Here is a 20,617-nt window from a genome sequence, read left to right on the forward strand (position 1 = left end):
CCGCTGAGCACAAAAGACGCCCCGCGCTTACATCCACGGTCGGGGCGTTTCTGTGCGCGCGGCGCCTGCCGCGCTTTAGCTGTGCGTCTCGCCGGCGCTTGTGCGGTTTCAATCATAGCCCGCGGCGCAAATCCCTCGGCATGAGCGTCGCGCCGATGCTTCGCCGCCGTCCAGGCCGTCGCCAGGCATTGCCCGACTGTCCAGCTGAGCCCGAGGCAAACATGCCTGTCGCGGGCCCACCACCACAGGAACTTCGTGCGACGCCAGAGCGGGTTCATATTAATGCGGCTCGCATCCTGTGGCGGCGAAGAAGTTCGATGCTTGGCGACCGTTGCGTGCTTCCCTTTGGCTGTTGTCGCTGATGGGCGACATCTTTATGCTCGGGACGCTCCGCAGGGGGACTCGCCATGAAAAGCTTCAGCAGATTTTTTGCCGCCGCAATTTTATCGGCCGGCCTGGTCGCGGAGACGAGCGGCGTCGCTTGCGCCGAAGATTTCTCGTATTGGAGCGGATCAAGCTATGGCGGCGATCGAGTCGACTATAGCGCCCGGATGGGACTCGGCAGCGCCGCGCTCGGCGCTGCTTCCGCCCATGCCATCGCTCCCTATTACCGGATGCCGGACTATAATCCGGTCTGCTCGCACTGGGAACCGATCTGGCCGCTGTTCCCTTTCTTGGGGTATGAGCTCGTGCACGTCCGCTGCTGAGGCGCGGACGGCGCCTAAACAGGATCGACGAGCTTCGATTTGTCACCGACGCCCGCCTTGTTCACGCGCGTTGAGACGATCCATTCGCGCAGCAAGTCGGCTGGCGGCGGTCGCAGCAGCGCTTGCGGCGCGGCGCCATGCATCCAAATGTCCGCGGCGCGCCAATTGAGGGCGCGCCAATTGAGAATGACGGGCTTGCGGTCGTGATCGGCCTCCATCCAAAAACTCCCGCCCGCTCAATAATATGCTAAAGCAGACTCAATGAGCCGGCATGCATGCTCCTTCATGCATAAAATCCATTTTCAAACTGTCACACTACCGCTATATACGGGTTCTTGACCCCACGTAGCCCGATGGCTGCTTCCGATTTACATGTATATCCCAAGTTGATTCCTGCGCCCCAATCGGCGTTTAATAAGAGCGCGCTATGTGACCGAGCTTATGCTCAGAAAGCCTGGCAATTTTCACTGGCGTGCCCATTTAAGTGGGGTTACGGGGTATGAGCTGGGCGAGATATTTGATGAAGGCGAACCATACAGTTTTCGCGATGCTCGTTGTTGGATACGTGGCCGCCGCGACTAAGTTTTTAAGATCGCTTTCGAGAGGGCTTTTTGGACGCAATCGCCGGCTAGCGTTTTATTTGGATGAAATTGGTTATAAACGTATGTCGCGTCGTAATTATCGCCGTGGACCGCTGTTTGACAACGCGGTAGTCGTGAGCGCAGTGCCCATTCTAGACCTCGATGATTCGTCTTTAGGCGCGTGTAAACCGCGCGGTGGGCGCGTTCCGCGCTGGAAACGTCTGCTTGACGTTGTTGGCGTGCTGCTCTGCGCGGCGTGTCTATGGCCGCTTGTGATCATGATCGCGTTGTTGATCAAGATTAGCTCGCGAGGCCCGATCCTGTTTCGGCAGGAGCGCGTCGGTTTGTTCGGCAAGCCGTTTGTGATTTACAAGTTCCGCACGATGGTCGTCGGCGCCGATACATGCGTCCATGAAGCGCATGCGGCAGATCTCATCGAGAGCGGCAAGCCGATGACGAAGCTCGATTCGCGCGGCGACACGCGACTAATTCGGTTCGGAAGGCTGCTCCGCGCGGCGGGACTGGACGAGTTGCCTCAACTCATCAATGTATGGCTGGGTGAGATGAGTCTTGTGGGGCCGCGTCCCTGTCTGCCGGGAGAAGCCGAGAGATACCAGATCTGGCAGCAGGAGCGTTTCCTGACGCCGCCGGGCCTGACGGGCCTCTGGCAGGTTTCAGGCAAAAACAAAACGACTTTCAACGAAATGGTCCAGCTCGATATCGAATATGTGCGTAAGCGCTCTCTGCTCCTCGACCTGAAAATCATCTTCAGGACAATTCCGGCGGTCATGGGCGAAGTGCGCGACATTCGCGCGTCGCCCCAACCGGCCAGCTGCGAGACGTCCGAAAGTCAGAAAGAACAGTGAGCTTTACGGAGCGCTCGCGTCACAGGCGGCAAGCGCGTTTCAGGGAATGCGCGACGCGATTTTGCTCATCATCGGTCATCTGATGGTAGAGCGGCAGGATGATGGAGCGTTCCTGCGCTTGCTCGGAATGGGTCAGAGGACACCGCAGCACGGCGTCGCGATATGCGGGTTCGCGGTGGCTGCACATGACGCCGCGGCGCGTCGCAATACCTTCATCAAGCATTTGCTGCATTGTTTCACGCTGATCGATGGCGGGCGGGAGGCGCACGCAGAAGCTTTGCCAGTTGCTACGCGCCCAGACCGGCTCTGACGGCAAAACAAGACCATCGATCTCTCCGAGCAGCGCGCGGTAACGTTCGGCCAACTGACGGCGCTTTTCATAGATTTCCGGCAAGCGCTTCAATTGTTCGCGGCCGACGGCAGCTTGAATGTCGGTCATTCGATAATTATAGCCCAGCGATTCATAGGACTCGAAAATGACTTGGTTGGCGCGGTGACGCACCGTGTCAGGAACGCTCATGGCGTGCTGTCGCAGCAATCGAAAGGTCTTGTCCCACTCGCCATTTGCGGTTGTGATCATGCCGCCGTCGCCAGTGCTCATGATCTTGCGCGGATGGAAGGAAAAGCAAGCGATGTCGCCGTGCGGCTTGCCGATTCGCTCCCAGCTGTCGGCCCAGCGGATTTCGCTGCCGATCGCGCAGGCGGCGTCTTCGATGACCGGTATGCGGCGTCGCCGGGCAATGTCGACGATCGCCTCAAGATTGCACGGCATTCCGATCTGATGAACGCAGAGAATAGCGCGGGTCCGTGCATTGATCATGGGCTCGATCAGACGGGGATCGATATTGAAGCTGTCAGGCTCGATATCGACGAAGATCGGAACAGCGCCGCAATAACGGATAGCATTCGCTGTCGCGATGTAGGAATGGCTGACCGTGATGACCTCGTCGCCCGGCCCAACGCCAACGGCGAGGAGTGCGAGGTGCAGCGCCGTTGTGCAATTCGAGACGGCGCAGGCATGCGAAGCTCCGACGACCGCGCTGAACTCCTGCTCGAATGCGGCGACTTCCGGGCCTTGCGAAATCCACCCGCTGAGAATGACGCGTCGTGCGGCGGCCGCCTCCTCTTCGCCCATCGCCGGCCTGATTATCGGTATCATCATGCGACGTCGCTCCGTGTCGCGCGCCACCAGTCGACCAGCTGCCTCAGGCCATCGTAAAGTCCGACTTCGGCCCGAAAGCCCAACATACGCTCCGCCTTGCTGATGTCAGCCAGCCGTCGAGTTACGGAGTTGACCTTGCGTTCGGGACCACGTTCGGGAGTAAGCTCGCTGCCCATGACGCGAAGGAGAGTCGCGGCGAGATCGTTGAGGCTTGTCTCCGAGCCGCTCGCGACGTTGAAGACGTCATCCTGAAGGTCGGAGGCCAGCGCGAGAATGTTCGATCGCGCGACATCGTCGATGTAGATGAAGTCCATCGTCGTATTGCCATCACCAAGGATTAATGGCCCCTGCCCAGCTTCGATGCGCTCCATCCAGCGAATGAGCACTTCCGTATATTTGCCGTGAATATCCATTCGCGGTCCATAGACGTTAAAATAGCGGAGCGCGACATAGGGCAACCCATACATATCGTTAAACGACCGTAGCAGTCCTTCCAACATGATCTTGCTAGCGCCATACCAGGTGCGGTTGTTATAGGGATGGTGTGTTTCCTTAGTCGGAAAATCATCTGCAAGGCCGTAAATAGAGGCGGATGAAGCGGCGACGACTTTCTTCACCTTCGCTTCTTTCGCAGCCTCAACGACGTTGAAGCTTCCATCGCACATGACGCCCAACGCCTCGCGCGGTTCCGCCGCACAGGCGGTGATGCGGAGCGTCGCCATGTGGATCACGGCGTCCATTCCGACCATAAGCTTACGCGTTAGCTCGGCGTCGCGAATGTCGCCGCGCACCAGCGAAACGCGCGGATCCTTGAGCGCGGCGTCGACATTTTTCAGCGACCCGCGACTTAAATCGTCGAGAATGACGATCTGCGCAGGCGCGTAATGCCGCAAAAGGAGGTCAATGGTTGTCGAACCGACAAGCCCGCAGCCGCCCGTAATCAAAATACGCGAGCCGTTGATCTCCATTTTATTCCTCTGCTCGGGGCTGTTGACTGACTGGCCGCGCCGGGTTCCCGACGACAACGACGCCCGGTGCGACGTCGTGAATCACATTACTTCCAATTCCGAGCATGGCGCCAGCGCCAATCGTCGCGCCATTGATGATCGAGCAACCGCTGCCGACATAACAATTATCCGCGAGCGTGACGCCGCCCGCAATCGTTACATTGGAGCCGACGAGGCAATAATCCCCGATCTTCGTATCATGATGAAGCACGGAATTTGGCAAGATACAGACGTGATCGCCAATGCTGCAATTACTGGTTACGACCACGCCCGCCATGACGAGGGCATTGAGCCCAATTTTGGCAAGCGGGGAAATTCGCGCCATCGGATGGATTACGCGCGCAAATCTTTCATCAGGCAGCCCCAGATCGGAAATCGTCTGGCGTCGCGCGCGAAACGACGTTGGACTGCCCGGCGCGGCGAGAACATGTGCGTCTGGGAATTTTTCGAACGCGCCGCGATCAAAGACCGGGAAGCCACGAGACTCTTTTCGCTTCTCTGGACTGTCGTCGACAAATCCGACGAAACGATAGGCGTCGCCAAGGCAGTCGAGCGCCTCGAGGCCATTGCCATTGAACGGAAAAATGAGCAGCGACGCGCCGCTATAGGGAGTCTGGGGCACGCGCCGCTCCGAAAGATATGATGACGCTCATATCATTCCCTGCACGAAAGCACGGCCGCCACGACCTCGTCGATCTGCTCCGGCGATAATTCAGGAAACATCGGCAGCGAAAGCACTTCCTTCGCCGCCAGCTCGGCATGGGGAAAACTTCCGGCGCCATATCCGAGATCCGAAAAGGCCGGCAGAAGATGGATCGGGGTCGGATAATGTATGCCGGTGGAGACGCCTCTCGCCTGCAATTGTTCTTGCCAACGGGCGCGTTGCTGCGTGCGTATCGCGTAAACATGATAGACATGACGCGCATAGGGCATCGCCACAGGCGTCTGCACCCCGCTACCGTTGAAAGAGTGATCGTAGCGCGCCGCCGCCATGCGCCGCGCTTCGGTCCACGTCTCCAGATGACGCAACTTGATCCGCAACACCGCGCCTTGCAGGGCTTCCATGCGATAATTATAGCCCTTGAGGACGTGCTCGTATTTCTTTTCGGCGCCCCAATCGCGCAACATCCGAAGCGTTCGCGTCAGCGCTGCATCGTTGGTCGCGACCATACCGCCTTCGCCATAGGCGCCGAGATTCTTCCCTGGATAAAAGCTGAAACAGGCCAAATCGCCCATCGAGCCGACGCGCCTTCCCTTATATTCCGCGCCATGCGCCTGCGCGGCATCCTCTATGACCATAAGGCCGTGCGCCCGCGCGATGGCGAGCAGCGGGTCCATATCGGCGGGTTGGCCATAGAGATGCACCGGGATGATCGCCTTCGTCTTCTTCGTAATTGCGGCTTCCAGCAACTTCACGTCGATCGTGTAGGTTACGGGATCGATATCGACGAGAACGGGAGTCGCGCCGGTATATTGGATTGCCGACACCGTCGCCATGAAAGTGAAAGGAACCGTAATCACCTCGTCATCGGGGCCAACGCCCGCGGCCAGAAGAGCGAGGTGGAGGGCGCTCGTTCCGCTGTTGACGGCGACGCAATATTGCGCGTTGCAATAACGCGCGAATTCCTCCTCAAATGCGGCGACTTCAGGCCCAAGCGTGAAATGGCAGCTCTCGAGGACTCGTTGTATTGCGGCGTTTACTTCTTCTTTGATGCCGGCATATTGGGCCTTGAGATCAACGAATGGAATCACGAGCCTTTTCTCCAGTCTTAATTTCAACAGTTTCACCGCGGCGTTTCATCGAGGTCGTCGCCGCTTCGATAAGCTCAACCACGCGCAGCCCGAGCGCGCCATCGGTGATCGGCGTTTCTCCAGTGCGGATGCAGTCAACAAAGTGCTCGCCCGCGACCCGCAACGCTTCGGTCAATTCCAACTTCGGCGCCCACATGTCACCCGTGCGATAACCAACCAGACGCTGGTAGATTTCCCTTGGGTCACTGGTAAAGCTCACCCCACAGTCATAGACCTTTACTTTCTCGGACGGCGCCATGTCGTCATAGACGATCATCTTGTTGGCGCCGCCAAGTAGAATTTGCCGCACCTTCACGGGCGCAAGCCAGCTGACATTGGTATGTGCGATCGTGCCTGACTCATAAAACAAACTCACGAAGGCTAGATTTTCCGGCATGCCGGGAAAATGGGTCGTTCCGCTCGCCGAAACGGCGATGGGGCGTTCTGGCAGAATGAAATCCAGTATCGAAAAGTCGTGAACCGCAAGATCCGAAATCACGTTCACGTCGTGTTGGAAAAGGCCAAGATTTACGCGCGTCGAATCGTAATAGTAGATTTTGCCAAAATCGCCATGCGCAACAATTTCCTGCATTTTCCGGATTGCGCTTGTGTAGAGAAAGGTATGATCGACGAACAACGTCAGTTTGCGACGCTTGGCAACCTCGACGAGCTGACGCGCCTGCTCGGAGGTTTCGGTCATGGGTTTTTCGATCCAGACATGCTTGCCGGCGTTGAGCGCCGCCATCGCAAGATCGAAATGCGTATCGACGGGCGTTGCGATCGCGACTGCGTCGATGCTGCTGTCATCGAGAATATCCTCGAGCGCGGACACAGTGCGCAGGCCGCGATAACGCTGCTGGACCCGCTGGCATTTTCCGGGATCTGGCTCGACCACGGCCTGGAGGTTGGCGCAAGGCAGTTCTTCAAAATTTCGAACGAGGTTCGTTCCCCAATAGCCGTACCCGACAACTGCTAGGTTGATTTCCGGATCATCCTTCGACATGCCATAACTCCAGCGTGGCGGCGAATAGCGTTCGCCGCGTCAGAACAATTCAAACAAGCAAAAAGACGCCCCATGCGTGCGCCCGGCTTGTTGCTAAGCTTTCACAATGTTCGCCCCGCAAAAACCCTTGCGCGTGCATACGTTGCGCGTATCGACCACGAGCTTCGCGTGATTGGCGATGAGCGCGTAGTCAATATCGTCGTGATCGGTTGATATCAGAACAGCGTCATATTCGCCAAGCGCTTGCGCGCTCAACGTGATGGATTCGCGTCCAGCCAAGGCGGCGTGTTCGCGCGTTTTCGGAATGACCGGAACGAAAGGGTCGTGCACGTCGCACCGTGCGCCTTGCGTTTCAAGCAACTCGATGAGGAGGAAAGACGGGCTCTCGCGCGTATCGTTGATGTTTTTCTTGTACGACAGGCCAACAACAAGCACGCGTGCGCCATTAAGCGCGCAGCTTGCGCGCTGGTTCAATTCCTCGGCAAGGCGCGAAACGACATAACGCGGCATCGTCGTATTGATCTCGCCCGCAAGCTCGATAAACCGAGTTGGCAAGCCGAATTCGCGTGATTTCCAGGTGAGATAAAAAGGATCGATCGGGATGCAATGCCCGCCCAGACCCGGCCCGGGATAGAACGCCATGAACCCGAACGGCTTTGTTTTAGCGGCGTCGATGACTTCCCAGACATCGATCCCCATCGCCGCATAAAGAACCTTGAGTTCGTTGACGAGCGCGATGTTGACCGCGCGAAATACGTTCTCTGTGATTTTGACGGCTTCCGCCGTCTCAAGATTTGAGACGCGAACGGTGCGCGTTACGAAGGCGCTATACAATTCATCCGCGAGATTGAGCGCGTCCAGGCCGTCGCCGCCGACGACCTTGGGTATTTTGCTCGTCGAAAATTCAATATTGCCCGGGTCCTCGCGTTCTGGACTGAAGGCGATATAGAAATCCTTACCGCTGCGTAGATGCGATTCTTCCAAAATTGTCTTGATGAGGTCGCGTGTTGTTCCTGGGTAGGAGGTCGACTCAAGGATGATGAGTTGGCCCCGCCGCAAATTCGGCAGTATTGCCCGCGCCGTCGCCTCGACATAAGACAGATCAGGTTCGCGATGCGCCGTGAGCGGGGTCGGCACGCATATCAGTATGGCGTCCGCGACCCGAAGATCACGAAAATCGCTGGTCGGTCGGAACCGTCCTTTTCTGATCGCGGGGACGAACAAATCCGCCGAAACATGGCTGATATATGATTCTCCGCGCTTGAGCGCGTCGACTTTCGCGGGGTCGATGTCAAGTCCGACGACCTCAAACCGTTCGGCGACCAGCGCAGCGACGAGTGGCAGGCCGACATAGCCGAGACCTACGACTCCGATCGTCGCGGTACGATCACGATACCGCGCAAGTAACACCTCTACAGGCAAACGCTCGTTTTGCATGTGCATATTATCCTAAGCTCGGCAGGCTCCACGAGCCTATATAATTTTGAAAAAGAACTTGGCAATTGTCATCTTTGTGTTTCGGCGCGCAATTTTGTCCCCCCTAAGCCCGGGGGTCGGCGTCCAAAATTGACCCCCCTTGCGAAGTGTTTGCAGGTCTGTCCGCTTTGGCATCGAGCGGGCGGTGAAGGATGATGGTGGTGGAGATGATTGGCCGGATACGGCGGGAGCATTTTCAGAAGGGCAAGTCGATCTCTTTAAGATGCGGATCGAGTTCGTCCATTCGCCTTCGGGCCGCATTGCGCCGCTCGATAAAGAAAGCCGATTGGCGATGTCGTTCATAAGTAGAGCCAATCGGGATAGCGCCCAGCGCCGACACATGCGCGATCCTAACTGCAACAATGTACTCGGCTCGACGGTCGACTTGAGGCGCGCGTCTTGCCGCGGCTGTCCTGGCCGGCGATTGATTGCGCGCCAGACCGCCGCAATAAGGCGTCGAGATCGCCTTCTTGAGAGTCCTCCGATGAAACGGTCTGCAGGACGCCCAAGAATGCAAGAAGGCGAGAATAAAGAAAATTTGCTGTTCGCGGACCGGTCCGCCCGCTTGGCGAAGTCCGAACGAAGCCGGGCGCGCCTATGGTAACGCTCCCTCGGAGTCGAGCGGAACGGAAACAAAGAGTATTGCCCGGCGCCCAATACGCGCACGGATACTGCAATCCGCCACGCCAAGCATAATTGGGTTCGGCGGCCATTGCGCCGCGGATGCGGAATTTCGCTATGAGAATGTTGATCGTCGAGGAACCAGCTCGACTTGGCGGGGTTCATTGCTGATCGCCTCAAGCGGAGATAATTGCGCCTGCTTCCCGCAGGGCCGTCGAGAGCATCGTGACGAATCTGATGGAGAACGCGGCGCGTGCGGAACCGCCCGGCGGAACGATCACCATTCGTCTCGCCCGCGACCGCAATTTGGAAGTCATCGACCATGGCGTTGGCGTGGACGTCGAAGATCGAGACGCCGTTCGCCTGTTTTTGCCGCCGTAAATTCACTGCTGCCCAACGCTCGCCAGATAGGTCTTGCGGATGAATTGCGGGCCGCCAATTCTGTTTCCATGGCGCGCGTGACACATCATGGAATGGAACAACGTCCCGTGGCTTAAGGTGAAAGGATCATCCGAATAAAGACTGTGCTTGCCCGCACAGGACTGTCCCGTTCGACCCTCTATCGCGTGATCGCCGAAGCCGCATTCCCGCGCCAAGCGCCTAGCAGCATCAACGGCGCGGGCTGGCGCGAGTCCGCGGTCAATCGTTGGATTGCCAATCCTGCTGGCTATCGAGCCAATCAATTGGAGCGTCTGTTCTAGACGCTCCCTCAAGCAGCCCGGCATGTCCTGCGCGAAATTGTGATCACGCCAAAATATGCAGGCTGCGCGGACGCTCTCAGCGCCGATATTTGGGAGCGGTTGGCGCATCGGGGCAAGGCGAGGAAGCGCCAACAGCGAAATTTCTCCTTTGGTGTCCACAGCGTCGTCCAGACGGCGGCCGAAGCGGCATTCAAGAAAGCATATTCTATATATCTATTTGATTTTATTGGTGGGCGCACAAGGGCTCGAACCTTGGACCCGCTGATTAAGAGTCAGCTGCTCTACCAACTGAGCTATGCGCCCGTCCGTCCAGCGCAAGGCGCTGTTCGGAACGAGCGGTGCGAATAACAAAACCGCTCGCGGCTGTCCAGCGTTACGCGCCGCCGGTGGGCATTTTCCTTTGTCGGCTAAGGGGCGGGCGCCGCCGGCCACCCATGGATCAGGCGCGATTTGGTGACGAGATCGGCCCAGGGGCCCCGATAGGCGTTGCCGGCTTCGGCGGTCGGCGCGCTCTGCTTGCGCGCGCAAACCGCGCCGGCTTCGGCTGACTTCGGCCCTTGGGCGTAAAAATAGATGACGTTCATTTTGAGCCGGGAGGCCAATTGGTTGAGAACGGTACCCCTTTTCAGGACATTGACGCCCCAATGGGCGTCACGCGGCCCGCCAGGCTTGAAACCATAGCCGTAATCGCCCTCGCCGGCGATGAGATCGAAGCGGATGTAGCAGAGCGCGCCCTCAGGCGCCGGCTGCGCCACCATCTCGCGGGTGACGATGACGTCCTGATTGTTGTGGCGAACCGCGTAGTCGACGGGAAAATGCCAGACATCGACCTTGTCGAATTGGGTCAAAAGCTCCGCCTCGTCCGGATCCGACGCCCGCGCCGCGGCCGATCCCAGGAACAGCGCGCTTGTCGCGATCGCGGCGGCGAATATGCGCCTCGGCGTGAATTCTCTCTTCATTTGTCCGTAAGCTCCCTCGATCCTCGCAAGTAAGCAGCGCCGCGACGGCCCGCAATCCCTGCGACACTAAAGCGCGAGGCTCGCTGACGTTCCCCGATCACGCCGGTCCTTTAAGGCGCGCTCGCGCCGCAAAACCTCAACACGTCTTCCCACGGCCGCAAAAGCGCGCTAGCAGTTGTCGAGAAGCAAAGAACGAGTTTGGTTATGTCGCGAAGAAAAATCGCTTTGATCGGCGCCGGCAATATCGGCGGAACGCTCGCCCATCTCGCCGGCCTCAAGGAATTAGGCGACATCGTTCTTTTCGATATCGTTGACGGCGTGCCGCAGGGCAAGGCGCTGGACATCGCCCAATCGTCTCCCGTCGCCGGCTTTGACGCCAAGCTTTCCGGCGGCTCCGACTATTCGGCGATCGAAGGGGCGGACGTCGTCATTGTCACGGCGGGCGTGCCGCGCCAGCCCGGCATGAGCCGCGACGATCTCCTGTCGATCAATCTCGGGGTCATCGGCAAGGTCGGCGCCGGCATCAGGCAATATGCGCCCGACGCTTTCGTCATCTGCATCACCAATCCGCTCGACGTCATGGTCTGGGCGCTGCAGAAAGCGTCGGGCCTGCCGACGCAACGCGTCGTCGGCATGGCCGGCATGCTCGATTCCTCGCGCTTTCGCTATTTTTTGGCCGAGGAGCTTGATGTTTCGGTCGAGGATGTGAGCGCCTTCGTTTTGGGCGGCCATGGCGACGACATGGTGCCCTCGGTGCGCTACTCGAGCGTCGCCGGCGTGCCCCTGCCGGACATTGTCGCGATGGGCTGGACCACCCAGGAACGCATCGACGCGATCGTCGAGCGGACGCGCAAGGGGGGCGGGGAAATCGTCGGCCTGCTCAAGACCGGCTCCGCCTTTTATGCGCCGGCGACCGCCGCGATCGCCATGGCGGAAAGCTATCTTAAGGACAAGCGCCGGGTGATGCCCTGCGCCGCCTATCTGACCGGACAATATGGCGTCGACGGACTCTATGTCGGCGTTCCGGTCGTCATCGGCGCCACTGGCGTCGAGCGGGTGATGGAGATTAGTCTCGACGAGACCGAACGGGCGATGTTTGAAAAATCGGTCGGATCAGTCCGCTCGCTGATCGAGGCGGCCAAGTCGCTCGATTCCGCCTTCGCCTGAGCGTCTTCCCCGAAGTCCCCGAGGTCAGATTATTCGCGATATTCGCGCGCCGCGCCGCCTCTGTCGTCCGCTCCTGCTTGGGCGCGACAAGAGGAACAATCCTTGCAAGTTGGGGTTACTTGTCTGAAGCCCTGCTTTTCTTTGAGAGGCTCGGACTTGCAAGATGGATTTCGCGCCATGTTTGACCCTGACGCTTATGTCTTTGTCAAAGTCATCGCCGTCGCCGGCACGCTGTATTTCGCAGCGCGCGCGGCAATTCTTCTAGGGCTTGCGGCGATACATTCGGTTGCTTTGCTTCCGTAACCGAGCTGCGGCTTTTTACGATTGAAGCCGGGCCCGGGCAAAACCTGTACGGGTTCAGGTCACGGAGTGAAATTACCGGGTTTTCGGGCTTTCTCCCGCTAATTCCTTCGCATCCGTGTCGGCGCGGCTGCGCGCTCTCGCGGCGGATCTGATCCCTGTGGGAGCGATAAGCGAGGCTTTCGCCGGTTGTTCAGCGCCGCTGCTTTGGGCGGCCCCTTCAGCGCCGTCGGAAGGCTCCTTGGGCTCGGGCGCATAGGCAAGCGAGTCGCGCCTAGCCTTTGAATTAGACTTTCTTGCCGCTGTTTTGGGCGAGTCGACAAGCCGCGCAATCGCGCTCGTCGCCTTTGCATCGAAAGTTTCCGGCCGAGCCGGGGGCAGGGGGGCCGCCTTCGCGCGACGACGCGGCGGCGCATCGTCGGCCGACGCATCATTCGAACCGCGGTCCGACGCGTCATTGTCCCGATATTCGACCGCGCTTTGCAGTTCGCGCGACCGGTCCACGGCGGCGAGCGCCGCGGAACGGTCATAGGCCATCTCTTTGTCGGCGAACGCGGTGAGCGAAGCGGGGCGCTGCGGCGGCAGCGGCGCCCGGGCGCCCAGCGTCGCCGTTGGAGAGGCCGCCGGCTCGGGCGGCTCCGCGCCCGGCGCTGAGAGCGTGGTTTCGCCGCGCGGCAGATCGGCCTCGGCGCGCGCGATCTCTTGCGCGCGATAGCGATTGGCTCCGGCCCGGCCCGACGCGGCGCCTTCTTCTTCAGCCTCGCCCCCGCTCGCCCCGCGAGCGGATCGCGGCGCAAGCGAGGCCCACTGCTTGCGCGTGCTCGGCGCAGGCGCCGTGACTTCCGAATCGTCTTCCTCGCCGCCGCTTGCGCCGCCAAACAGCATGGCGAAGAACCCGCCGAAGGTGCGCCGCGGCGCTGACGCGACATAGGCGCCGTCGCCGCGGGCTTCGATCTCAGCGCGCGCCTCTTCATAGCGCGCCAGCGGCTGGTTGTTGGTCGGCAGATGCACGGTCTTGCCGTCGGGGAACAGCCGAACCAGCTCGTCATAGCTCATGCGCGGCCAGTGGCGCACATTGCCGACGTCGAGATGCACGAATGGCGTGCCCGCCGTCGGATAATAGCCGACGCCGCCACGCTGCATCCGCATCCCGATTTCGCGGATTTGCGACATCGGCATGCCCGGCATGGTGGTGTCCATCGCCTTGCCGAGCATGTGCTGGGAATATTTCGCGACGGCGCGCGAACGGGCGCGCAGCATCGCGTTGGTCTCGGGAGAACGATAGGCGGAGACGACGTTCACGACCTGGTCGCCGGCGCCGGCGTTGCGATAGGCCTCCCACACCACGTCGAAGAGGCGCGGGTCCATATTGGTCGGCTCGTCGCGCCGCCAGTCGCGCAGGAACCAGTTCAGTTGCTGGAGGACGTTGGGGTCGTATTGCCCGTTGACAAGATAGGTCGCCGAAATCGATTCATGCGTATGGGCGTGGTAAAGATAAATCGTCCTTGTGTCGCCATTGGCGACCGCGGTTTCGGTGATTTTCGGCGCGAGCGTCGCCAGGCAAAGGACGAAGAGCCCAAGCGATTTCGAAATAAGCGATTTCGAAATAAGCGCTTTGGAAAGCGGGACGAAATTCAGGCGCGCGCTGGAGCGAGGCGTCGTCAATGGGTCGCTTCCTCGTCTCGCTTGAAGCGCGCCTTATCCGACGTCGCCCCGGAAAACCGACTATCCTTTGAACCGTCCGGCCAAAGGGAGCTCGCCGCGCCGGACGGCGCGAGGGTGGCGAAAAATCATAACAGAATACGCAGTTAGAATGCGTCGCCCCGTTGACGGTCGTTACCGCCCTGATTCCCCACCAATTCCGACGCTAGGGGAACATCGTGGCGAAAAATTGCTCAAGCTTCGCCGGGCTCAATTCGACGCCACCGTGCGCACGAACTGCTGTCCGAGGATCGGCTGCGCGCCGCTGATCAGCTGCAGATAGGCGGGCGACAATCGCGCCGGCTCCAGCGCCGCGAATTCCTGCAGCGTCGGCCGGCGAGGCGGCAGCGGCGGCGAGTCGGGAAGTTGGCTCGTCTGCTCCAGCTCGCCCGGGACGCCGGAGACCGGCTGGCGGTCGGCGACGGCGACGCGAATCGACGCGGTCTGATCGCCTGCGCCCGAAAGCGCGGTGGCGACGGCGGACTGGACCTTGTGCGCGATGTCGCCGAACGAGGCGAGGCTCGCGGCGGATTGGCCATCGGAGAGCGCGCTGGCGACGCGGGTTGTCGGCGTGCGCTGTTTGCGGGCGGCGATCATCGTTGGGCCGCCTTCGCAATTGCGCATGCCGAGCGCGATCAGCTCGGTCCCGGTCAACACCCGATATTCCCTGGTCAGATAGCCGAGGCGGGCCTGAACGGCGGCGGGGTAGGAGGCAAACAGCCGAGACGAGACGCCGAGGTCGGTCTCTCGGTTGATGGCGTTGTAGGCCTGGTGAAATTTGACCTTGGCGTCCGGATAGACGCAGACATTCGGCAGGCTGAGCGCCAGCGTGCAGGCCGAGCGGCATTCATGCAGCCTGACCTCGCGGTTCTCGCTGCGATAGCGTTCGGTGATCGCCTCATAATCGCTGACGAGACCGCCGACGTCCTTGTAGACGACGACCGGCGCCGGCATTGGCGGCGGCGACAAATAGCCCAAGACGCACCTCTACTCTATGCATGGGGGCTTACGCTTCAGCAGAGGTTCACCATTTCGCGGTGAACAACGCCTTAAGGGACAAAATTCAGCCCCTGATGCCGACGCGAAGCCCTGGCGCTGGCCGTTCTTGCAGAACATTGCGGCGAAAATGAAATAGAGCAGCCGGGCGTCCGCCCGTTTTTAAAGACATCTCGCCAGTGGGTTCGACAATGGCGGTTGTTTCGACCAAACGGCGGAAGTTTTGCTTATGGAGGTGCCGTCCGGCGATCGCTTCTACTGTCCGCTGTAGCTCGGTCAGCGTGAATTCCGGCGCCATCAACTCGAAAATCACCGGCCGATATTTCATCTTCGCGCGCAATCTGCCCATGGCTGTGGCGAGAATGCGGCGATGGTCGTGGCGCATCGGCGTCCCGAGCGGCGCCAGCGGCCCTCTTTTTTTCGCCGCTTCGCGGCCGTCGCGCAGCGCCTCTTCGAGCAGGCCGGCCTCGTAGAGAAGTTCGTAGCGCTCCAGAACATTCTCTTCATTGAACGCCCGGCCCCTGGCGCCGAACAGAAGATTGACCCGCATTCTGCGGGAAAGGCCGGAGGAGGAGGCTCCGTCCGGCGATTCAGAGACCCAGTTCTCGAGCCCGGGCGCGATCGTTTCCTCAATGATCGCCGGGGCGCCTTTTCGCCAGTCTTCCCAAGGGAAGAAATCATGCCAGCTGCGCCAGAGGCCGCCACGCCGATCGGCGTCCTGGCCGATGCGGGTCAGCGCCAGATAGCCCACCGACACCACATGCGGGTCACGGTCGCCGGCCCGGGCGTGTCGTCCGCGATCGCCGAACGTATAGAGTTGCTCGACATAGCCGAGCGGCGCGCCGGTTTGTTCGGCGACCCATTCGCGCAGTCCGATTTCGAAGGTGCGATGCCGGATCGGATCGAACGGTCCGGAGGGCAGGGCGGCGACGCCGGCCGGCCCGTCGGCGCGCGTCGTCAAAATCAGCGGCTCGTCGACGCGGATGGCGACGATCGCGGCGGTCAGACCGATTTCGACGGGCGGCGAAACTGGCGCAAACTCAGGCGCGGGCTGGCTACGCGTCGGCGAATTCGAGGGCGAAAGGCGCTCCCTCATAGCAGTCGGCCCCTCGTCCGATCGCGGCGATCGCGGCCGACATTCGCCCGCCTCGGCCGAGCCTTTCGTCGGCGATCGCGACCAGCCGCCGGTTCGGGGTCGCGGTCGGCGAGACGCGGCGCAGTTGGCGCGCGATGTCCATTTCGCTGCGGCGTGGCGTCAAGGCGCAGGCCGCGACGAAGGCCGCTGCGGGCGAGCGGCTCACCCCGGCGTAACAATGAATGACAAGCGGCGCGGAGCGGTCCCATTCTTCAAGAAAAGCCAACAGCCGATCGATATGTTCTTCGCCGGGGAGGATGTGGCCCTCCCGCGGCGCGTCGATATCAGAGACTGCGATCCGCAAATGGCGCTCTGGCGCGATTTCGCAAGGTCGAACAAGCGACGCCCCGGCCGTGAGAATGGTGACCAGCGAGCGCGCGCCGCTGTCGCGCACGGTGTCGACCACCTTGGTCAGCGAACAGACGTAAAGGCGCCCATCCGACATGTCGCTCCTCGGCGTTCGTCTTCAACTTTCGTCGACCGCCCGGAATCGAGCGAGAAAACGCGCCTCCGTCTCCGCGATGGGCGCCGGGGCGAGTTCGTCCATGAAGGGCTGCGGCGGGATCGCCGGGCGGCCGAAGATGCGCTCGGCTTCGCGCCGTGTAAAGCCCGCGAGCGTCACCGCCTCGAAAAAAGCGGCGGCGCGGTCGGCTTTCTTGCAGAGCAGCCGCAGCGCCGGCGAAGGAGAAGGCGGCAGAGAGAAACGCAAGAGAATTGCGCCGAGGATGCGGTCCTCCACCGCCTTGTAGGCGTCGCCGATCACCGCCTTGAACGGCGAGATCATGTCGCCGATCACATATTCCGGTGCGTCATGGAGCAGCATGTAGAGCCGCTCGGTTCGGGCGAGCGTGGGATCGAGCGCGCTCGCGATCCTTTCGACGAGCAGGCTGTGTTGCGCGACGGAGAAAATATGCGGCCCGACGGTCTGGCCGTTCCAGCGCGCGACGCGCGCCAGCCCATGCGCAATATCTCCGATCTCAACATCGAGCGGCGACGGGTCGAGGAGATCGAGCCGGCGCCCGGACAACATGCGCTGCCAGGCGCGGGGGGCTTCGCCGCGCGCCACGCGCCGGCCCTTCATTGAGGGGGAGCGCGTTGCGTCAGCCAGCGTCGCCCCCCACATGCCGATGACACCCGACCAAATGGTCGTCGACCATGCCGACCGCCTGCATGAAGGCGTAGACGATCGTCGGGCCGCAGAATTTGAAGCCGCGCGCCTTGAGGTCCTTGGAAAGCCGTTCGGACAGAGGCGTTTGCGTCGGCACGTCGCTCATCCGCGACCAATGATTGACGATCGGCTTCCCGTCGGCGAACGCCCATAGATAATTCGAGAAGCCGATCGTCGCCTCGATCTCGAGCCACGCCTGCGCCGACAGCACGGCGCCTTCGATTTTTGCGCGATTGCGCACGATTGCATCATTGCTCATCAGCGCCCCGATTCGGGCCTGATCGAAACGCGCCACCTTGTCGGGATCGAAGCCGGCGAAGGCGGCGCGAAAAGCCTCGCGCTTGCGTAGAATCGTGATCCACGACAGCCCGGCCTGAAATCCGTCGAGGATCAGCTTTTCGAAGAGCGCCCGGCTGTCGCGCTCGGGCCGCCCCCATTCATTGTCGTGATAGTCGAGATAGAGCGGATCGGCGCCCGGCCAGGGACAACGCGTCACGCCATCGATGCCGGACAGGACCGTCAGGTCGCGCCAGCCTGCCGGCTGTTCCCTGACTCGCGCCAAGAGGCCATCCTTTCGAAACTTGATCCGTGCGAGGGCGGCGGAGAACGCCGCGCCGCGGCTTTATCGCGCGTTCGGATTGCGTTCACAACCAAGTTGGGACTATCGTCGCGGCGGCGGAGGCAGATGGCGCGCGTCCTGCTTTGTGCGCCCTCGCAATCACTGCGGCTCGGTTCGCGCCGTCCATCGATGGAGATTTATATGGGGATCGCTGTTTCTCACGCCGCGGCCGGCCTTTTCGCCCTAGCCGTCGGCGTGGTCGCCGGTTCGGAGGCGGCCTATGCGCAGGCCAACGTATTGAAGGAATGCGGCTCGCAATATCAGGCCGCCAAGGCCGCCAATGAACTTGCCGGACAGAGCTGGCAGGATTTTTTGAAAGCCTGTCGCGCGCGGTTGGCCGAGCAGGCGAAGCCCGCCGAGGAGCAGCCCGCCGAACCCAAGCCCGCCGAACCCAAGCCCGCCGAAGCCAAGCCCGAAACGCCGCCGCCCGCCGCCGCTGAAGCGCCGCCGCCCGCCGCCAAGCCCGCCGAGCCGCCGCCGGTGACCGAGGCGAAGCCGCCCCAGGCGCCGCCCGCGACGGAGGCGGCCAAGCCGGCGCCGGACTCGAAAACCGCAACGCAGGAGCGCCAGAAGAAATGCGCCGCCGAATGGAAGACGAAAAAGGCCGAGTTCAAAAAGGCCGGTTCAAAAATCACCTGGCCGAAATATTGGAGCGAGTGCAATAAGCGGCTTAAAGCCGCAGGCGAATAACGCCCGGTCAGGCGAGCTAAAAAACCCGACGGCTTTTGCTGTCGGGTTTTTCGTGCGCACTTGCTCGGCGGCGAGTCGCATGGCAAAGGCTCTTGGCAGAGGAACGAAACCTACCGACAAACGAGGGCGCGCGTTTGGACAAGGCCGAATTGCGAAAATTGCAGTCTTTCCTGCGCCGCTCGCTCGGCAATGACGGCATTCGCGTCGTCGCGGATCCAAAAAATCCCGACGATGCGGCGGCGCATCTCGGCGAACGCAAAATCGCTTCGATCTCGGTCGACGACGAGGATGGAGATCGCTCCTTCGCCTTCGAGATGAAAATCCCGGTCGGACGCGAGGCGCTGCAATCCTATTTGCGCAAGCTGTTCGAGAATGACCGCCTGTCGATCGCGGCGCGCGGGCGCAAGACCGATTCCGTCGAGCTCAACGCCGATGGCGAATTTCTCGGCGTCATTTCGGCCGACGACCCGAAGCTTTCGAGCTTCACGCTGCAAATCGCGATTCTCGATTTCGATCTCGAGGACGAGTGAGCGCGGCGAAGGTCGCCGGCTCTCGATCGCCGTCTGCTTGCATCGCTCGCGTCAAAATCCCGGCAGTCGAAGCTCTGCGCGCAAACCGGCGGCCGGACTGTCGTCGAGGCGCAGCGAGCCGCCATAGGCGGCGGCGAGATCGACGACGATCGACAGGCCAAGACCCGATCCGGGCTTGGTCTCGTCGAGCCGCCGGCCGCGCTGCGTCGCCGCCGCGCGAAGATGCGGCGCAAGTCCTGGCCCGTCGTCGTCGATCGTGAAGCGCAGCGCCGGCCGCGCCGCTTCGCCGCCGTCGACGGAAACCTCGATCGTTACGCTGCTCTTTGCCCATTTGCCGGCGTTGTCGAGCAGATTGCCGATCATTTCTTCAAGGTCCTGGCGTTCGCCAAGAAAGCGCAATTGCGGATTGGCGCCGCCGGAGAAGATCACGCCCTTGTCGCCATAGATTTTGCTGAAGGCGCGCAGCAAGGCCTCGATTGACGGCGCGACCGGCGTCGCCGCGCCAAGCGCGCCCCCGCGCGCGGCGGCGCGGGCGCGATCGAGATAGAAGGAAATCTGGTCGCGCATGATCTGCGCTTGTTCCTGAACCTTCTGCGCGAGCTGGCCCGGCGCGGAGTCGGCTTCGTTGACGATGACGGAGAGCGGCGTCTTCAGCGCATGGGCGAGATTGCCGACCTGGGTGCGGGCGCGTTCGAGAATGTCGCGATTGGCGCTGATCAGCAGATTGAGCTCGTCGGCGAGCGGCGCGACTTCGCTCGGATATTTGCCCATGATGCGCTCCCACTCGCCACGGCGGATCGATGCGAGTTCGCGCTGCAACTGCCGCAGCGGACGCAAGCCGAAACGGACCTGAAACGCGGCGCCGATGGCGAGCGCGATGGCGAGCGCGGCGAAGGCGACGGTCAAGGCAAAGCGAAATCGCGCGATCTGCTCTTCCATCTCTTCGCCGCTGCCGGCGACCTGCACGAGATAAATGCCGACGTCGCCAACGTCGATGATGCGCTCGACAATGCGCAACCGTCGCCCGTCGGGTCCCTGCGCATAGCCGCGACGAAACCCGCCGATTTCCGCCGCGACGCCAAGGTCCGAGAGCTTCGGCAGCGTTCCGGCGAAGAGCGAGCGCGACGCTTTTATTTCGTGCGATTTGTCGTCGAGCCGGGTGATCTGCCAATACCAGCCGGAACCCGGCAATTCGAATTGGGGATCGCCGAGCTGGCCGGGGCCGGTGCGTCCCTCCTGGCCGGATTCGGAAACGTCGGCGACGATGGCGCGCAGATAGACGTCGAGGCGCCGTTCGAAAACTTCTTCGGCTTCGCTTCGGTAATAGGCGGTGAGAAGAATGCTGGCGACGAGCAGGACGACGAGGCTCATCGCCGCCGCCGTCAGAAAGAGCCGCGCCGCGATGGAGCGAAAAGAGCCGATCGCCAGGCCGCGCAT

22 protein-coding genes and 1 tRNA gene are annotated in these 20,617 nt (G+C 61.3%); 7 read left to right on the forward strand and 16 right to left on the reverse strand.

Annotation, left to right across the window (positions count from 1 at the left end; genetic code table 11):
• Nucleotides 1-407: 407 nt before the first annotated feature.
• On the forward strand, nucleotides 408-707 hold the full coding sequence (locus tag U1E20_RS15730; RefSeq protein WP_409981576.1) for a hypothetical protein: 300 nt from the start codon (nucleotides 408-410) through the stop codon (nucleotides 705-707).
• A 14-nt stretch (nucleotides 708-721) separates the two neighbouring features.
• On the opposite strand, the gene U1E20_RS15735 is transcribed toward U1E20_RS15730, so the two are convergent.
• A complete protein-coding gene (locus U1E20_RS15735; protein ID WP_409981577.1) occupies nucleotides 722-925 on the reverse strand; it encodes a hypothetical protein in 204 nt (67 codons plus the stop codon).
• 302 nt (nucleotides 926-1,227) lie between these two features.
• Between U1E20_RS15735 and U1E20_RS15740 the strand changes: the two genes are divergently transcribed.
• On the forward strand, nucleotides 1,228-2,154 hold the full coding sequence (locus tag U1E20_RS15740) for a sugar transferase (RefSeq protein WP_409981578.1): 927 nt from the start codon (nucleotides 1,228-1,230) through the stop codon (nucleotides 2,152-2,154).
• A 19-nt stretch (nucleotides 2,155-2,173) separates the two neighbouring features.
• Here U1E20_RS15740 and U1E20_RS15745 read toward each other — a convergent pair whose 3' ends face one another.
• From U1E20_RS15745 to U1E20_RS15770, 6 genes are all read right to left on the reverse strand, one after another.
• Nucleotides 2,174-3,313, reverse strand: a complete 1,140-nt coding sequence (locus U1E20_RS15745; RefSeq protein ID WP_409981634.1) for a DegT/DnrJ/EryC1/StrS family aminotransferase — start codon at nucleotides 3,311-3,313, stop codon at nucleotides 2,174-2,176.
• Nucleotides 3,313-4,278, reverse strand: coding sequence for an NAD-dependent epimerase/dehydratase family protein (locus U1E20_RS15750; protein WP_409981635.1), 966 nt, complete (start codon nucleotides 4,276-4,278; stop codon nucleotides 3,313-3,315). The genes U1E20_RS15745 and U1E20_RS15750 overlap by 1 nt, the downstream gene beginning before the upstream one ends.
• A 7-nt stretch (nucleotides 4,279-4,285) precedes the next feature.
• Complete coding sequence (locus tag U1E20_RS15755) at nucleotides 4,286-4,945, reverse strand: acetyltransferase (protein ID WP_409981579.1); 660 nt, start codon at nucleotides 4,943-4,945, stop codon at nucleotides 4,286-4,288.
• Between the two features lie 32 nt (nucleotides 4,946-4,977).
• Nucleotides 4,978-6,075, reverse strand: coding sequence for a DegT/DnrJ/EryC1/StrS family aminotransferase (locus U1E20_RS15760; protein ID WP_409981580.1), 1,098 nt, complete (start codon nucleotides 6,073-6,075; stop codon nucleotides 4,978-4,980).
• Nucleotides 6,059-7,117 carry a Gfo/Idh/MocA family protein gene (locus tag U1E20_RS15765; protein WP_409981581.1) on the reverse strand — a complete coding sequence of 353 codons (1,059 nt, stop codon included), beginning with the start codon at nucleotides 7,115-7,117 and terminating at the stop codon, nucleotides 6,059-6,061. Before U1E20_RS15765 ends, U1E20_RS15760 begins: the two co-directional genes overlap by 17 nt.
• A gap of 93 nt (nucleotides 7,118-7,210) precedes the next feature.
• Complete coding sequence (locus U1E20_RS15770) at nucleotides 7,211-8,554, reverse strand: nucleotide sugar dehydrogenase (RefSeq protein ID WP_409981582.1); 1,344 nt, start codon at nucleotides 8,552-8,554, stop codon at nucleotides 7,211-7,213.
• An 849-nt stretch (nucleotides 8,555-9,403) separates the two neighbouring features.
• Here U1E20_RS15770 and U1E20_RS15775 point away from each other — a divergent pair.
• Together U1E20_RS15775 and U1E20_RS15780 are read left to right on the forward strand one after the other, a co-directional pair.
• On the forward strand, nucleotides 9,404-9,595 hold the full coding sequence (locus tag U1E20_RS15775; RefSeq protein WP_409981636.1) for an ATP-binding protein: 192 nt from the start codon (nucleotides 9,404-9,406) through the stop codon (nucleotides 9,593-9,595).
• A 125-nt stretch (nucleotides 9,596-9,720) separates the two neighbouring features.
• Nucleotides 9,721-9,915 carry a helix-turn-helix transcriptional regulator gene (locus U1E20_RS15780; protein ID WP_409981637.1) on the forward strand — a complete coding sequence of 65 codons (195 nt, stop codon included), beginning with the start codon at nucleotides 9,721-9,723 and terminating at the stop codon, nucleotides 9,913-9,915.
• Nucleotides 9,916-10,142: 227 nt separating this feature from the next.
• Here U1E20_RS15780 and U1E20_RS15785 read toward each other — a convergent pair.
• Both U1E20_RS15785 and U1E20_RS15790 read right to left on the reverse strand, forming a co-directional pair.
• Nucleotides 10,143-10,218 (reverse strand) — tRNA-Lys (locus U1E20_RS15785).
• A gap of 104 nt (nucleotides 10,219-10,322) precedes the next feature.
• A complete protein-coding gene (locus tag U1E20_RS15790) occupies nucleotides 10,323-10,874 on the reverse strand; it encodes a hypothetical protein (protein ID WP_409981583.1) in 552 nt (183 codons plus the stop codon).
• A 204-nt stretch (nucleotides 10,875-11,078) separates the two neighbouring features.
• Here U1E20_RS15790 and mdh point away from each other — a divergent pair, with 204 nt between their 5' ends.
• Nucleotides 11,079-12,041, forward strand: a complete 963-nt coding sequence (gene mdh / locus U1E20_RS15795; protein ID WP_409981584.1) for a malate dehydrogenase — start codon at nucleotides 11,079-11,081, stop codon at nucleotides 12,039-12,041.
• 375 nt (nucleotides 12,042-12,416) lie between these two features.
• Here the strand turns inward: mdh and U1E20_RS15800 are convergent, their stop codons facing one another.
• From U1E20_RS15800 to U1E20_RS15825, 6 genes are all read right to left on the reverse strand, one after another.
• The gene (locus U1E20_RS15800) at nucleotides 12,417-14,006 is read right to left on the reverse strand and encodes a DUF882 domain-containing protein (protein WP_409981585.1); all 1,590 of its coding nucleotides are present in this window, start codon (nucleotides 14,004-14,006) and stop codon (nucleotides 12,417-12,419) included.
• A 246-nt stretch (nucleotides 14,007-14,252) separates the two neighbouring features.
• Complete coding sequence (locus U1E20_RS15805) at nucleotides 14,253-15,020, reverse strand: hypothetical protein (protein WP_409981586.1); 768 nt, start codon at nucleotides 15,018-15,020, stop codon at nucleotides 14,253-14,255.
• Nucleotides 15,021-15,105: 85 nt separating this feature from the next.
• Nucleotides 15,106-16,134: an NUDIX hydrolase gene (locus U1E20_RS15810; protein ID WP_409981587.1), complete on the reverse strand. Its 1,029-nt coding sequence runs from the start codon at nucleotides 16,132-16,134 to the stop codon at nucleotides 15,106-15,108.
• Nucleotides 16,094-16,618, reverse strand: coding sequence for a tyrosine phosphatase family protein (locus U1E20_RS15815; protein ID WP_409981588.1), 525 nt, complete (start codon nucleotides 16,616-16,618; stop codon nucleotides 16,094-16,096). Before U1E20_RS15815 ends, U1E20_RS15810 begins: the two co-directional genes overlap by 41 nt.
• A gap of 21 nt (nucleotides 16,619-16,639) precedes the next feature.
• Nucleotides 16,640-17,254 (reverse strand): hydrolase, encoded by a 615-nt coding sequence (locus U1E20_RS15820; protein ID WP_409981589.1) that lies wholly within the window; start codon nucleotides 17,252-17,254, stop codon nucleotides 16,640-16,642.
• Between the two features lie 19 nt (nucleotides 17,255-17,273).
• Nucleotides 17,274-17,903 carry a DNA-3-methyladenine glycosylase I gene (locus U1E20_RS15825; protein ID WP_409981590.1) on the reverse strand — a complete coding sequence of 210 codons (630 nt, stop codon included), beginning with the start codon at nucleotides 17,901-17,903 and terminating at the stop codon, nucleotides 17,274-17,276.
• A 198-nt stretch (nucleotides 17,904-18,101) separates the two neighbouring features.
• Between U1E20_RS15825 and U1E20_RS15830 the strand changes: the two genes are divergently transcribed.
• Together U1E20_RS15830 and U1E20_RS15835 are read left to right on the forward strand one after the other, a co-directional pair.
• A complete protein-coding gene (locus tag U1E20_RS15830) occupies nucleotides 18,102-18,650 on the forward strand; it encodes a hypothetical protein (RefSeq protein WP_409981591.1) in 549 nt (182 codons plus the stop codon).
• A gap of 134 nt (nucleotides 18,651-18,784) precedes the next feature.
• A complete protein-coding gene (locus U1E20_RS15835; protein ID WP_409981592.1) occupies nucleotides 18,785-19,180 on the forward strand; it encodes a DUF3126 family protein in 396 nt (131 codons plus the stop codon).
• A gap of 51 nt (nucleotides 19,181-19,231) precedes the next feature.
• On the opposite strand, the gene U1E20_RS15840 is transcribed toward U1E20_RS15835, so the two are convergent.
• Nucleotides 19,232-20,617: an ATP-binding protein gene (locus U1E20_RS15840; RefSeq protein ID WP_409981593.1), complete on the reverse strand. Its 1,386-nt coding sequence runs from the start codon at nucleotides 20,615-20,617 to the stop codon at nucleotides 19,232-19,234.

It is taken from the genome of Methylocystis sp., from assembly GCF_046349115.1.
GTDB lineage: Bacteria > Pseudomonadota > Alphaproteobacteria > Rhizobiales > Beijerinckiaceae > Methylocystis.